Source organism: Nakamurella sp. UYEF19, assembly GCF_040546275.1.
Taxonomy (GTDB): domain Bacteria; phylum Actinomycetota; class Actinomycetes; order Mycobacteriales; family Nakamurellaceae; genus Nakamurella.
Map to the genome: position 1 here is coordinate 200,870 of NZ_JBEPNO010000001.1, position 14,631 is coordinate 215,500.

At 68.4% G+C, this 14,631-nt stretch carries 12 protein-coding genes; 11 read left to right on the forward strand and 1 reads right to left on the reverse strand.

Annotated elements, in window-relative coordinates; all coding sequences use genetic code 11:
- Positions 1 to 26 precede the first annotated feature (26 nt).
- From ABIB25_RS00950 to ABIB25_RS00975, 6 genes are read left to right on the forward strand one after another with little or no spacing between them, the layout of a single operon-like run.
- A complete protein-coding gene (locus ABIB25_RS00950; RefSeq protein WP_354526526.1) occupies positions 27 to 965 on the forward strand; it encodes an ABC transporter permease in 939 nt (312 codons plus the stop codon).
- Complete coding sequence (locus tag ABIB25_RS00955; RefSeq protein WP_354526527.1) at positions 962 to 2,950, forward strand: dipeptide/oligopeptide/nickel ABC transporter permease/ATP-binding protein; 1,989 nt, start codon at positions 962 to 964, stop codon at positions 2,948 to 2,950. The genes ABIB25_RS00950 and ABIB25_RS00955 overlap by 4 nt, the downstream gene beginning before the upstream one ends.
- 31 nt (positions 2,951 to 2,981) lie before the next feature.
- A complete protein-coding gene (locus tag ABIB25_RS00960) occupies positions 2,982 to 4,013 on the forward strand; it encodes an oligopeptide/dipeptide ABC transporter ATP-binding protein (RefSeq protein WP_354526528.1) in 1,032 nt (343 codons plus the stop codon).
- Entirely contained in the window at positions 4,013 to 5,056 is a 1,044-nt protein-coding gene (locus tag ABIB25_RS00965; RefSeq protein WP_354526529.1) for an alpha/beta hydrolase fold domain-containing protein, read from the forward strand. Before ABIB25_RS00960 ends, ABIB25_RS00965 begins: the two co-directional genes overlap by 1 nt.
- Positions 5,043 to 6,077 carry a LacI family DNA-binding transcriptional regulator gene (locus ABIB25_RS00970; protein ID WP_354526530.1) on the forward strand — a complete coding sequence of 345 codons (1,035 nt, stop codon included), beginning with the start codon at positions 5,043 to 5,045 and terminating at the stop codon, positions 6,075 to 6,077. The genes ABIB25_RS00965 and ABIB25_RS00970 overlap by 14 nt, the downstream gene beginning before the upstream one ends.
- Before the next feature lie 45 nt (positions 6,078 to 6,122).
- Entirely contained in the window at positions 6,123 to 7,136 is a 1,014-nt protein-coding gene (locus ABIB25_RS00975; RefSeq protein ID WP_354526531.1) for an alpha/beta hydrolase, read from the forward strand.
- Positions 7,137 to 7,334: 198 nt separating this feature from the next.
- Here ABIB25_RS00975 and ABIB25_RS00980 read toward each other — a convergent pair whose 3' ends face one another.
- Positions 7,335 to 7,946, reverse strand: coding sequence for a TetR/AcrR family transcriptional regulator (locus tag ABIB25_RS00980; protein ID WP_354526532.1), 612 nt, complete (start codon positions 7,944 to 7,946; stop codon positions 7,335 to 7,337).
- Positions 7,947 to 7,999: 53 nt separating this feature from the next.
- Between ABIB25_RS00980 and ABIB25_RS00985 the strand changes: the two genes are divergently transcribed.
- The 5 genes from ABIB25_RS00985 (at position 8,000) to ABIB25_RS01005 (ending at position 14,631) form a co-directional block, all read left to right on the forward strand.
- A complete protein-coding gene (locus ABIB25_RS00985) occupies positions 8,000 to 8,980 on the forward strand; it encodes an aldo/keto reductase (protein WP_354526533.1) in 981 nt (326 codons plus the stop codon).
- Between the two features lie 50 nt (positions 8,981 to 9,030).
- Positions 9,031 to 10,047, forward strand: a complete 1,017-nt coding sequence (locus ABIB25_RS00990) for a quinone oxidoreductase family protein (protein WP_354526534.1) — start codon at positions 9,031 to 9,033, stop codon at positions 10,045 to 10,047.
- A gap of 374 nt (positions 10,048 to 10,421) precedes the next feature.
- A complete protein-coding gene (locus ABIB25_RS00995; RefSeq protein ID WP_354526535.1) occupies positions 10,422 to 12,407 on the forward strand; it encodes a glycosyl hydrolase 2 galactose-binding domain-containing protein in 1,986 nt (661 codons plus the stop codon).
- Entirely contained in the window at positions 12,404 to 13,447 is a 1,044-nt protein-coding gene (locus ABIB25_RS01000) for a carbohydrate kinase family protein (protein ID WP_354526536.1), read from the forward strand. The genes ABIB25_RS00995 and ABIB25_RS01000 overlap by 4 nt, the downstream gene beginning before the upstream one ends.
- Entirely contained in the window at positions 13,444 to 14,631 is a 1,188-nt protein-coding gene (locus ABIB25_RS01005; protein ID WP_354526537.1) for a serine hydrolase domain-containing protein, read from the forward strand. Before ABIB25_RS01000 ends, ABIB25_RS01005 begins: the two co-directional genes overlap by 4 nt.

Sequence of the window (14,631 nt, forward strand, 5' to 3'; positions counted from 1 at the left end):
ACCGGCGGGGAGGGAGGTAGGACGCGATGCGCACATTGCTCGGTCGGTGGCTGCTGACGGCCGTACCGCTCGTCTTCTGCGTCACCGCGTTGACGTTCGTGCTGACCAGCCTCGTCCCTGGTGATGCCGCCCGATCCATCCTGGGCATCAGTGCGACCCCGGAACAGGTCAGCGCGCTGAACAACCAACTCGGGTTGGACCGGTCGATGCCCGCGCAGTACGGGCGCTGGCTCCTCGACGCTGTACGCGGGGACCTCGGGACTTCGATCACCTCCGGTGTGCCCGTCTCGCAGGAGCTCGCCGAACGGATCGGGGTGACGCTGTCGCTGATCCTCGGTGCGCTGGTGGTCGCAACCGTGATCGGCGTCGGGCTCGGGGTCTACAGCGCCGTTCGCGGCGGCTGGTCGGCTCGCGCGGTCGACGTGATCTCTCTGCTCGGGCTGGCGGTGCCCACCTTCTGGCTGGGTCTCGTGCTGCTGACCATCTTCGCCGTCCGGTGGCAGGTCTTCCCCGCCACCGGGTACACCGCGTTCGGCGACTCACCCGTGCAGTGGTTCGAATCGCTGGTGTTGCCGGTGGTCACCCTCGGCCTGGCCGGATCGGCGCCGGTCGCGAAACAGACGCGCAGCGGGGTTCTCTCGGAGCTGGGAAGGGACTACGTCCCGGCGCTGCGCTCCAGGGGCATCACCGAACGGTCGATCCTGCTGCGCCATGTCCTGCGCAACGCCGGGGGCCCGATCGTCACCGTGCTCGGTCTGATGGTCATCGGCCTGCTCGGCGGAACAGTGCTGGCCGAAACGGTTTTCGTGATGCCGGGTCTGGGAAGCCTGGCTGTCACTGCCACCTCGTCGCACGACATTCCCACCATCCAGGGTGTCGCCCTGGTGTTCACGATCGTGGTGCTGCTGGTCAATCTCGCAATCGAGATGCTCCACGCCTGGCTCAACCCGAAGGTTCGGTCATGACGAGAACGACGCCGACGGCGGCGGCGACCCCGGTCGCCATCGGCGTCCCGGTTGCCCATCGTGGCTTCTGCAGAAGACTCCTGCGCAAGCCGCTGGCTGTGGTCGCGCTGGGCTATCTCATCGCGATCGTCGTCGTCACCGTGCTCGCCGGGTGGATCGCGCCCCACGGATCGGACGACCAGGACCTGGCGCAGGCGCTGACCGGGCCCAGCCGGGCCCACCTCATGGGAGCGGGAGAGCTGGGCCGGGACGTGCTCAGCCGACTGCTCTTCGGCGGCCGCGTCACGCTACTGGGCGAGGTGATCAGCGTGGGTGTGTTCGCGGTCGTCGGCATCCCGGCCGGGATGATCGCGGGCTACCGCGGCGGCTGGTTCGACCGGGTGGTGCTGCGGGTGGCCGACCTGGTGTACGCCGTGCCGGTGGTGATCATCCTGCTGGTGGTCCTGGCCGTGTTCCCGAACGACGAGACGATCGCGATGGTTGCCCTCGGCGTCCTGGGTGCCCCCTCGTTGGCCAGGGTGGTCCGCTCCGCCACCCAGGACATTCGTGACGAGCTCTACGTCAGAGCGGCGGTGGTGGCCGGACTGAGCGATGCCGTGATCCTCCGGCGGCACGTTCTGCCGCGGCTGGCCGGCCCGATCATCGTCCAGCTGTCGCTGTTCGGTGCGGCCGCCGTCGGGCTGGAGACCGGACTCGGGTTCCTCGGCCTCGGCGTCACCCAGGCGACCTGGGGCACGATGGTCGCCGAGGCCTCCCGCAACCTCGGTGAACAGCCGTGGCTGCTGATCCCGTCCGGTTTCGTGATCATCACCTTCGTGCTCGCGCTCGGACTGCTCGGCGACGGGGTTCGGGACGCCTCCGCCGAGCGTTTCGAGCCGGGACGCCCGGCTCGCCGACCGATCCTGAGATCCATTGCACCGCAACGGCTACTCCAGGTTTCCACGGATAACAGCCCCGGTGCACAGGATGAGCTGCTGTCGGTTTCCGGCCTGAGCGTGACCTTCGCCATCGACGGCGTCGACACCGAGGTGGTCCACGACGTCTCGTTCACCCTGCGGCGTGGCCAGGCCCTCGGCATCGTCGGCGAGTCCGGGTGCGGGTGCGGGAAGAGCGTCACCGCCCGGGCGTTGATCGGCCTGCTGGCGCCCGGGGGTGAGGTCACCGCCGGGCGGGTGGTGTTCGACGGCATCGACGTCACCGCGGCGGACCGGGCGACCATGCGGGGCGTGCGGGGCCGCCGGATCGGATTGATCTCGCAGGATCCGGTATCCGGTCTCGATCCGTCATTCACGGTGGGACAACAGATCTCCGAGGTGGTTCGGAGGCACCGCGGATGCAGCCAACAGGAGGCACGGCGCCGAGCTGTCGAGCTGCTGCAGATGGTCAGCCTGCCGGATCCGACGGCCGTGTCCAAGACGTATCCCCATCAACTCTCGGGCGGCATGGCGCAGCGGGTCGGTATCGCCGCGGCGCTGGCCGGTGACCCCGATCTGGTGGTCGCCGACGAACCCACCACGGCGCTGGACGTCACCGTGCAGGCCGAGATCCTCGACCTGCTGCGCACTCTCCAGGAGTCAGGTGTCGCGATCATCCTCGTCACCCACGACTGGGGCGTGCTGGCCGACCTGTGCGATCGGGCGTTGGTGGTGTACGCGGGCCAGATCGTCGAGCAGGCGACGCCGACGACGCTGGTGGCCGCCCCCGGTCACCCCTACACGAAGGGTCTGCTCCGATCGAATCCTCGCTTCGGGGTACCCGGCAGACCGCTGGTGTCGATCGACGGTGTGGTGCCGGCGCCCGGCGAGTGGCCCGCGGGGTGTCACTTCCAGGATCGGTGCCCGCTGGTGACGCGGCAGTGCCGGGTCGGGCCGGTCCCGTTGTTCGCTCTGGCCCGGGATCCCGGTGCCGCCGGTGACGACCGGGGAGAGCACGGCGTACGGTGCGTGCTCGTCGACCATTCGGTCTCCGGTGGTGCTCGTGTCTGATGCCGAGATCCATTTCGAAACAGTTGATCTCGTGCGGACCAGGGACCTCGTGGTGCACTATCCGGGTCGGCGGCGCCGGTCGCCGGGCCTCGACGCCGTCCGCGGGGTGAGCATCGACATCGCCGCCGGCCGGACCGTCGGACTGGTGGGGGAGTCGGGTTCGGGCAAGTCGAGCATCGGTGCTGCGCTGCTGGGTCTGGTCCCCACCGCGGCCGGGACCATCTCGTTCGACGGCGCGGACATCACCCACGCCGATCGCGCCGCCCGGCGCCTGCTGGCCAGACGGATGCAGGTGGTGTTCCAGGACCCGTTCGGGTCGATGAACCCGGCGAGGACGATCGGTGAGACGGTGACCGAGGCCCTTCGCTACAACCTCGGACTCGACCGGGGGGTGGTGGCGGACCGGCTGGAGCGGGCGCTGACCGACGTCGGTCTTCCGCCCAGCGCGGCCGGCCGCTACCCGGGAGAGTTCTCCGGCGGGCAACGCCAGCGCATCGCCATCGCCAGGGCCATCGCGGTCGACCCGGATTTCATCGTCTGCGACGAAGCGGTCAGCGCGCTCGACCTCTCGGTGCAGGCCCAGGTCCTCAACCTCTTCGCCCGGTTGAAGGCCGAGCGCGGACTGAGCTATCTGTTCATCTCCCACGACCTCTCGGTGGTCCGGTATCTCAGTGACGAGATCGTCGTCCTCTTCGGCGGCCGGGTCGTCGAGCAGGGACCGGCCGGCACGGTCGCCGGTCGGCCGGCGCACCCGTACACCCAGGCGCTCGTCGCCGCGGCGCCCGTACCGGACCCGGTGGAGCAGCGCCGCCGCCGGCTGCAACGAATCGCTCTCGCCGTCGCTGGCGCCGGCACCGTTGCCGCCCCCCAGGGTTGTGCGTTCGCCCCGAGATGCCCGCTGGCCACGGCCATCTGCCGGGAGGAGGATCCCCAGCTGGCGGAACGGGAGCAGCAGGTCAAAGTCGCCTGCCATCACTACGAGGACGCCCGGGGACTGTTCGACGGCGTTGTCTCGACCGAGCGAACCACGCACACCGAACGAGTCGAGATGGGCGGCACCTGATGTTGGAATCCGCAATACAGCAATACATCGACGCCGAGCCGCCGATCGACCTCGTCGGGCTCGACCCGGCAGTGATCCGGGAACTGCTGGCGCAGCAGATCGATCGCCAGTTCCGCCGGTTCGGCCGGCCCGGACCCGACGTGCTGAGCGTGAACGATCACGTCGTTCCCGTCGAGGGCGGCCAGATCGTTCTCCGGCTCTACCGTCCGGGGGCAGGTCGGCTGCCGGCGCACCTGCTGGTGCACGGCGGTGGCTGGACCAGCGGTTCGATCGACGAACTCGTCTGCGACGCGACCGCTCGCACGCGGGCGGTCGCTGTCGGCTGCGTGGTGGCCGCACTGGAGTACCGGCTGGCGCCGGAGTTCCCGTTCCCGGCCGCGGTCTACGACACCGTCGCCGCGCTCCGTTGGCTGCAGTCCGAGGCCGTCGAGTTGGGGATCGACGCCACGGACATCTCGGTGGGCGGTGCCTCGGCAGGAGCCAACCTACTGGTGGCCGCGCTGCTCGCCGCACCGGACATCGCAGTCGTCGGAGCAGTTCTCGAGGTTCCGGCCCTTGATCTCACCGTGGAGTCCGTTCGGAAAGCAATCTCGGAGCAGGACTTTCCGGTGTCGGTCGAGGAACTGCTGGTGGCGCCGCGGCTCTACCTCCGCAGTCCCGGAGATGCTCTGTTGCCCATGGCCTCTCCGTTCCTCGCCGACGATCTGTCCTGGCTGCCGCCGACTCAGATCCTCACGGCGGAACTGGATCCCCTGCGTCGGGAGGGCGAACTCTTCGCCGAACGACTGCGTGCTGCCGGGGTGCCTGCCGAAGCCACCCGCTACCGTGGCGCCGTGCACGGGTCGGCGATCCTCACGCGCAGTTGGCCGACGGCCCGTCGGTGGAACGATGACATCATCGTCGGTCTCCGCGTCATGCACCATCGTGAGCCGCCGACCGCGGACGGGTCCAGCGCCGAAGGACGCGATGGGCGCTCATCGGTGTCCGCCCCGGAGCTGGGCGCGCCCGGTACCGCCGAGGCGGTCGACCGTGGTCGAACCTGAGATCCCCGGCGTCGAGCCGATTCCCGAAAAGGTCACCATCTACGAGGTCGCCCGGCGCGCGGGGGTGTCCATCGCCACCGTCTCCCATGCGCTCAACCGCCCGGAGCGGGTCAGTGCGCTCACCCGCGGACGGGTCCTGGACGTCGTCGACGAACTGGGCTTCACTCCGAAGAACACGGCAGTGACCCTGGCCCGCAAGGGGGTGGGGCGCATCGGTGTGGTGGCACCGTTCACGTCGTACCCGAGCTACTACGCGCGGCTGACGGGGATACTCGACGCCTGCCGTGACAGCAATCTCGACGTCGTGGTGTTCGACGCGCCGTCCGCTGCCGCGGCGACCTCGCCGCTGCTGCATTCCCTGCCGACCACCGGCCGTCTCGACGGGCTGCTCATCCTGGGTGTGCCGCTCGAGGATTCGATGGCCCGGCGGCTCGCCCAGCGCAAGCTGCCGACCGTCCTCATCGACTCTGTGCACAAGGATTTCGCCAGTGTCACGGTGGACGACGAGGCCGGCGGCTACCGGATCGGGCAGCACCTGAGGGAACGGGGGCGCGAGCATTTCGTCTTCGTCAGCGAGGCGCAGCAGTCGACCGACTACGTGTCGCCGGGTCAGTTGCGGCTGCGCGGATTTCAGCGGGCCCTTGACGAGAGCCTGCCCGGAGGGCGGCCGGTGCACTGGGTGGTGACCACCCCGGATCTGCGCGGTGGTCGCGAAGCGGCCGAGGTGATCGCCGCGATGACCGACCGTCCCGATGCGGTGTTCGGCCACCACGACGATCTGGCCGCCGGCGTGTTGAAGGGTTTCCGGGCGGCCGATATCAGCACCCCCGAGGACATCGCGGTGGCCGGGTACGACGGCACCGACCTCGCGGACTCTCTCGACCTCACGACGGTGGCCCAGCCTTTCGCCGAAACGGGCCGGATCGGCGCTGCCCTGCTGCTGGAACTTCTGGGTGGGGCCGGCATGGCGGTCCAGCAGGTCAACCTGGCTCCACAGCTCATCATCCGCTCCACCACCTGATTTCCCTCCACATCACATCCGCAGCTCGAAGGGATCGACGACGACATGGACCACATGGACGACGAATTGACCACCCTGGTGGCGAGTGTCGCAGCACGCCTGCCGGCACCCGCCCGCTGGCCCTCGGCGGTTCCACGACCGGGCCAGACCGACGCGCAATGGCGGCAGGCGACGGCCAGAATACGAAGCGAGCACGACGCCGCAGCCATTCGCGGGTCTCGCCTGATCCGCGAAGGAGGGGAGGACATTCCAGTGGGATCCATCTCCTACCAGGACATCCCGGTGGCCGACGGCGCCGTCACCGGCCGGATCTACCGGCCCGCAACCGCTGCCGGTCCACTGCCGGCTTTGGTAGTGCTGCACGGCGGCGCGTGGTGGATGGGCGGCGGCGCAGCGGGTTTCGACCTCAACGACGGGCTGTGCCGGGCGTTGTGCGCCGGGATCGGAGCGGTGATCGTGAATCTTGACTACCGACTCGCCCCCGAGCACCGATTTCCCACGCAGTTGGACGATGCGTATGCCGCGCTGTGCTGGACGGCGGATCCGGCGAGCGGGCTGGGCGTCGATCCGGGCCGACTCGGCATCCTGGGCATCAGCTCCGGCGGAAATGTCGCGGCCGCGGCAGTGCTGATGGCACGCGACCGTGGCGGACCCGCCCTGCGGGCACAGGTTCTGGTGTCACCTTCGTTGGACTGCACGATCGGATCGAAATCCATGCAGGAGGATCCGGCGCTTCTGGCCGGTGCGATGCTGCTGCGCCAGCTGTACACACAGGGTCAGAGCGATCTCACCCTGCCGTACCTCTCACCCGTGCTGGCCGCGGATCTCACCGATCTGCCGGCGAGCCTGATCAGTGTCGGTGACTTCGACCCGCTGCGTGACGACGGACTCCGGTACGGGAGAAGGCTTGCTGAGGCGGGGGTTCCGACCACCGTGAACCGCTATCCGATGACGCACACCGTCTCGCTGCCGGCCGTGCACCGGCAGTGGCTGGCCGACACCATCGCCGGGACTCGCGAGTTGCTGCTGGTGCCGGCCACCGAATCCTCCGACGCGTAGTACTCACGCCCACAAGTGCACTGTCGGCCGTGCTACCGGTGGTGTTCGGGTACTACAGGTGACGATCGCGCCGTCTGCTCACTCGCCGCCGATCCGTCCAAAGCGGTTCGGCGAGGTCGATCTGGTCCATGTTGGCGTGCGCCCAGGTGCGGATGGTGGTGACAGGATCGCTACCAGCAGCCCTGATCGACGGCCGGGTCACGATGGGACGTGTTCCGCCGCTTCGCGGTGCAGAAGCGTGTGGGCCAGGGCGTCGACAAGCTTGTCCGCGTAGTCGGTGTCGGTTCGGGCATGGCTGACGAGCAGTCGGTAGTACACCGCGCCGTACAGGGCGTCGATGGTGGTGGGGATGTCCAGGCCCGGACGTAGTTCGCCCCGCTGCAGACCCCTGGCCAGGACGGCTGCGGCGGCGTCCCGTCGGCCGGCGAGGTATCGCTCGGTCAGGGCCTTGGCCAACGTCACGTCGTGGCGGCTCTCCGCGATCAGTGACAGGAACGCGGCCCCGGCGGTGGTGGTGGTCAGCAGGACCACCACCGAACGCAGCTGCGTGCGCAGATCCTCCACGGCAGATCCGGTGTCGGGGAACGGGATCAGCGGGCTCAGGTGCTTGTCGAGGGCATCCAGCACGACCGCCGACTTGGACGGCCACCAGCGGTAGATCGTTGCCTTGCTCACCCCGGCCTGCGCCGCGACCGCGTCCACCGTCAGGTCGCGGAGCCCGCGTTGTTCGAACAGGATCCAGGCCGCTTCGAGCACGGCGACACGGGACCGATCGCTACGCCGGCTCTCGTCCGGTTCGGTATTCCCCACCACTTGATCCTATCAACGAAACGAGTCGTTTCGTTTTGCGTTACCCTCGGGGCATGACGAAGTCGACAAGATCTGCTCCGACCCGCCGACTCGGCACCTCCGGTCCGGCAGTCGGCCCCATCGGGCTGGGCTGCATGGGCATGACGTGGGCCTATGGGACGGACACCGGGTCGGATGATTCCTCGCTGGTGATCGGCCATGCGCTGGACCTTGGGGTGAACCTGATCGACACCGCCGACATGTATGGCCCGTTCACGAACGAGGAAGTGGTGGGACGGGCGCTCCTGGGTCGCCGGGACGAGGCCGTCCTGGCGACCAAGGGCGGCAACGTCGTCCGGGCCCCGGTCGACGGGGTGCCGCAACTACCGAGCCAGGACGGCCGTCCGGAGCATCTCCGCGGTGCCGTCGACGACTCACTTTCTCGCCTGGGCGTCGACCACGTCGACCTCTACTACCTGCACCGGCCGGATCCAGCGGTGCCGGTGGAGGAGTCCATCGGTGCGATGGCGGAGATGGTCACCGCCGGCAAGGCTTTGGCGCTGGGCGTCAGCGAGTTCACCGTGGAGCAGCTGGACCGGGCGCAGGCGGTACATCCGATCGCCGCGGTGCAGTCGGAGCTGTCGCTCTGGACCCGGGACCATCTGGAGTCGGTGCTGCCGTGGTGCCGGCGACATGGTGCCGCGTTCGTGGCATTCTCTCCGCTGGGTCGCGGCTTCCTGACCGGGAGCTTACGGGAGGCCGCGTTCTCCGCGGATGACTATCGCTCGGCCAATCCCCGCTTCCAGCCGGAGAACATCCGCCAGAACCTGGCCATCGTCGACGTGGTCGAGGCGGTGGCGGCTCGTCATCTGGCGACGGCCGGGCAGGTGGCATTGGCGTGGGTGTTGGCCCAGGGCGACCACGTGATCGCGATTCCAGGCACCCGGCGACGGACCCGGCTGAGCGAGAACGCTGCCGCCGCCGGACTTCAACTCACCGCAGCCGATCTGGCCGAACTGGACGCCCTCCCGCAAGCTGCTGGAGGTCGGTACTGAGTTGGTCGACACCGGCTCGTCCACCAATCTGACAGGCAGGTGTTGTGCGCATGAAAGCCGTTCGGGTGCAGTTCGTCGGGTCTCCCGAGGTCCTCGAGCTCCAGGAGGTGGAGCCGCCGCGCCCCGGGGTCGGTGAGGTCGCCATCGACGTCGCATACGCGGGCGTCGGACTGGTCGACACCCGTTTTCGTGACGGGACTTTCGAGATTGCGACACCCTTCATTCCCGGTATCGAGGTCTCCGGGTACGTGAGGTCGGTCGGCGCCGGCGCCGGCGCCGACCGATTCCAGGCGGGTCGGCCGGTGGCGGCGTTGCTCAACGACTTCGGTCGTGCGCCCGGCGGCGGTGGGTACGCCGGGATCGTCGTCGCCCGTGCCGATCTGGTCGTTCCCCTCGCCGATGGAGTCGATCTCGCCCGGGCCGCCGGTGCCCTGGTGAACGGCACCACCGCCTGGATCGCGTTGCATGACCTCGCTCGGATCGCACCGTCCGAATCGCTGCTGGTGCTCGGCGCCACCGGCGGGCTGGGCACGGCCGTCGTGCGACTTGCCGTCGCCGCCGGTGTCCGGCAGATCATCGGCGTGGTCAGCTCCGAGGAGAAGCGCCGAAAAGCGATCGCAGCGGGTTGTACCGACACCATCTTGCGTTCGCAGTGGGGAGGCGACCTGCAGCGGATCACCGAAGGGCAACGGGTGGACGTGGTGGTCGATCCGGTTGGCGGCGAGGCCAGACATGCAGCATTGCAGGCATTGGCGCCATTCGGTCGGCTGGTGGTGTTGGGCAACGCCAGCGGCCAGGACGTCCCCGTCTCCACCGATTCGTTGTGGCACCGGACGATCACCATGACGGGACTGAGTCTCGGCGGGATCGCGCACACCCATCCTGGCCTGTTGGCCAGGGCTGCGTCGGCCGCCCTTGGGGTGCTGGCTGCTGATTCGGCCCCGGCACCGACGATCCGACCGTTGGCCGAAGCCGCCGACGTGCACCGGGAGCTGGAATCGGGCGCAGCGCCGACGAAGACGGTGCTCGACCTCGGGTCGTTCCGCCCTGGGTTCTTGCCGGCCTGATCTCATCCTGCCCAGCTGGTCGAGGAATACGTTGCTGGTGAACCGATCCCCGGATGCCGCCTGGTGGCTGGGTGAATGGGAAACTTCTGCACCGGTTGACCTTTGAGTGATCCGCGTCGGATACCGCCGCGGAGCAGTGGTCATCCTGGCCCGGTCCGTGTCCCCACGGTCGGAGAAAACCAACCGAGGCCGGACAACTCGGTGGCAACCACCCGAAACTTGCGTGCTGGGCCGCGACGGCGCCACGCGCCAGTGACCAACTGGGAACCATCCGCTATAGTCTGGAACAACGTTGTCTCAGCTTTTGGCCGGCCGGGTGGGTTCGGCGACAGGATTGACCGCTCGTCGATGAGCGGCACGGAAGGCGGACCTTGATGCGCACCGAATGGAATCTGGCGGAATCGACGTGGCTCCTCCGCGGCTGGCGGCAGAACGACTGGGAACGTTCGAAGACCTTCGTCAGGGTGGAGGACGGAAGGCCCGACATCCCGCCGGTTCCGGTGACGGTGCCCGGCTCGGTGCGGACCGCCCTCGTGGAGGCCGGAATTGTTGAATCACCCTACGTGCACACCCGATCTCGGGACTCGGAGTGGATCGAGAACCGCCACTGGAGCTACACCACGACGCTGACGCCGGAGCAGGCCGGATCGGCGACCGAAGGGACTCGCCTGTTGCTGGTCGCGGACAGCTTGGACTACTCGGGCGTGGTGCTGCTGGACAGCACCGAGGTGGGAACTTTCTGCGGTGCCGCGATCGGGGCGAGTTTTGACCTGACCGATGCCGTCGCGGCCGGCGGCCGCACGCTGACGATCGTCTTCCGGCGGGTACCGGAGGACATCGGCCAGATCGGCCGGACCAGTCGGATCCGTGAGTGGAAGGCGCGTTTCGGCTACGGCTGGGACTGGACGCCGAGGATCGTGCAGATCGGCGTAGCCGGTCGGCTCACCCTCACGGCCCGGTCCGGCCTGACCTTTGGTGATGTCCGTGTGCTGGCCGAACTTCCCGCGGCCGGCGCAGCGGCCGGTGTGGTTCTGGTGCACGCGCCGGTGCACGCTGCCGACGGTTCTCAGAACCTGTCCGACCGGCCGCTGACGGTCACCGTCAGCGGGCCCGGAGTTGCGTTCTCGCAGGAGATCTCCAGTGGGGACTCCTGGCACGAGATCTCGGTGCCCGGTGTGCAACCGTGGCAGGTGACGCCGGAGGGGGGTCAGGCCGTCAACGGGCAGAACCTCTACGACGTCACGGTTTCGTTGGCCGACGGTGAGTCCGTGGTGCGGCGTGTCGGGTTCCGATCGGTCCGGTGGCAGCAGTGCGAAGGCGCTCCGACGGACGCGGAACCGTGGATCTGCGTGGTCAACGGTGTTCCGACCTTCATGGCCGGTGTCAACTGGGTCCCGATCAGACCGGACTACTGCGACGTCGGCGAGGCGGAGTACCGGAAGCGCCTCGCCGAGTATCGGCGGATCGGGATCAATACCCTCCGGGTGTGGGGCGGGGCGCTGCTCGAGCAGCCGTGCTTCTACGAGATCGCGGACGAGATGGGTTTTCTGGTGTGGCAGGAACTTCCGCTCTCCTCCAGCGGCATCGACAACTACCCGCCGGACGACGACGAGTTCGCCTCCGAGTTCGCCGGGATCGCGAGGTGGTATTCGCTGCAGATCGGGCACCATCCGTGCGTCATGCTCTGGGGCGGCGGCAATGAACTGACCGAGATCGTCGAGCCGATCGTTCCGTTGTCGGGTCACCATCCGGCGATCGCTGCCGCGAGGGCTGCTCTGGCCCTTCATGATCCGTGGCGCCGATTCGTCACCACATCGCCTCTCGGACCTGCGGTGTGGGGCAACGAGGCGGACTTCGGCAAGGGCTTGCACCACGACGTCCACGGCCCTTGGGAGAGCACCGATACCTTCCAGCAGTGGCAACGGTACTGGGACGGTGATGACTCACTCCTGCGGAGCGAGGTCGGCGTCGGCGGTGCGAGTGGTCTGGACCTGCTCACCGAATTCGAACTCGTCGGGCCCACCACGACGACGAAGCAGCGCGAGGACCTGCACCAGCTGTGGATGCACTCCTCGGCCTGGTGGCTCGACACCTTCAAGAACTGGGACGGCACAGGAGGTCTCGCCACCTGGGTGCAGGACAGCCAGCTGAGACAGGCCGAGTGGCTGGGCTACGCGGCCAAGGTGACCAGGGCTCGCTTTCCGAGAGTCGGGGGTTTCATCGTCTGGCTCGGTCACGATACATTCCCCTGTGCGGTCAGCCTGTCATTGCTGGACTTCAGCGGTCGGCCCAAGCCCGCTGCCGAGTCGTTGCGGATTGCCTTCTCGATGCAGGCCGTCACGTCCGGGAACAGCCGTTGATCGGCAACGCCAGCGGGGTGGCGACCGTATTGGTCGCGGGACACCTGTGCCTGGACGTGACGCCCGCGTTGCCCGGCGAACCGTCGTTGCGTCCTGGCGATCTGTGGACCACCGGACCGCTGACCCTGTCGCCGGGGGGATGCGTCGCGAACACCGGGGCCGCTCTGCTCGACCTGGGGGTCGACGTCGCGGTGTGCGCCGACGTCGGCGAGGATGTCGGTGCGGATACGTTGACCTCCCTGGTGCGAGACCTCGGATTCGACGTCGAGGGTCTCCGCCGGACGGGTGGTCGCACGTCCTACTCGATCGTGTTGCAACCGCCGGGAGCCGATCGAACCTTCTGGCATCACGTGGGAGCAAACGAGTCGTTCGACGGGAGCGCAGTTGCCTTCGCCGGCGAGAAGCTCCTTCACGTCGGCTATCCGACCTTGCTCCCGGCTCTGGTGAAGGACGATGGCCGACCGTTGGTGGAGCTGTTGACGGCGGCGCACCGGGCGGGTCTGGTCACTTCGATCGATCTGGCCGTCGTGTCGGAACCGACTACCGGGTCCCACGCCTTCTGGCGCAGGGTGCTCGCGGCGGCGCTGCCCGAAGTAGATGTCATCACACCCAGTTTCGATGATCTGGCGACCGGTCTCGGCGTTCTGGAAATTGGTACGGCGACTCCGGAATCCCTCCTTGCAGCCGCGGCTGAGTTGGTACAGACCGGCGCAGCAATCGCCTTGGTGTCGGGCGGCGCAGCCGGTTTCGGTCTGGCTACCGCCGGTCCAGCGCGTTTCGCCGGCGCCGGACCGATGGTCGCTGAGCTCGAAACGTCCTGGCATGACGTGCGAATGACCGCCCCTGCCGTGCGGCTCGCGGAGTCGGCGACGACGAATGGCGCGGGAGATGCGGCCACTGCCGGTTTCCTGCATGGTTTGATCGAAGGTTTCTCCCCGGCCGCGGCGATGGAGGCAGCGGCAGCGGCCGCGGCTGCCAGGATCTCCGGATGGAAGATCGGGTCCAGACCGATGGCGACCAGTGACGGCGGCGCCCGATGACCGCCGGCCCCGGTACGTCGAGGATGCACGGCTACTGCGCGACGGGATGGGAAGGCGTCCGTGACGCCCTGGCGCGCGACGATTCCGGGACCGAGATCGGCGGCGTCAGCCTCGCCGTCCACCACCGTGGACAGGTGGTCGTCGACCTCTGGGGCGGGCGCGACCCGATCGACGGACAAGACTGGACCCGCGACAGCGTCGGCACCCTGTTCTCCTGCACCAAGGCGATCACCTCGGTGATCCTGCTGCGTCTGGTTGACCAGGGTCTGGTCGACCTGGAATCACCGGTGGCCGCGTACTGGCCGGAGTTCGCAGCCGCCGGTAAAGGGGCCATCACCATCCGTCAGGTGATGTCCCATCTCGGGGGACTGCCGTTCGTCGGAACGACGGACCTGACCACGCTCTACGACCAGCGGGCCAGTGCTGCGCTGCTGGCTGCAGCCACCCCGGTGTACCCGCCCGGCGACCACTGGATGTATCACGCCTTGTCCGTCGGCTATCTCGATGCCGAGGTGGTGCGGCGGGTGACCGGTCGCACCGTGGGAACGATTCTGCAGCAGGAGATCTCGGGCCCACGGAGCCTGGATCTGTGGATCGGTCTGCCCGCCGACCGTGACGGGGACTTCCGGCCCTCCCATCCGGTGGTTCCCGCGGACCTGTCGTTGCTGGACGGTGAACCAACGGATGCGCTGGAGTTCGCGGCTCTGCGCACAGCGCGGGAGGTGGTATCCCTGATGGTGGCGGGCGAGGGGGCGTCCGGCGCCGCCGAGGCGATGATCACCCGGGCCTTCCGCGCCGCGGAGATCCCCGCCGCCAACGGGACGGCGAACGCGCGTGGCCTGGCCGGCTTCTACGCAGCGCTGATCGACCGGACGCAGCCGCTGCTCTCGCCCGCACTCCTGCGCCGAGCGACCCGCAGCCAGACCGACCTCACTGCACCGGTACCGCCGGAGCAGGTACCTCATCGCTACGGCATCGGGCTCGACCTGCGCAACCCGAACAATCCGATGCTGGGTGACGGTTGCTTCGGCCACAGTGGCGCCGGCGGGCGTCTCGGGTTCTGCTGGCCCGACGAGGATCTGGCCTTCGGGTACGTACCGACGACGATGGGCCTGGGGGAGCCTGACCTGCGGTGGGCCCCGATCCTCGACGCGGTCGCTTCGTCCGTGCGGGCCGCCGGCTGA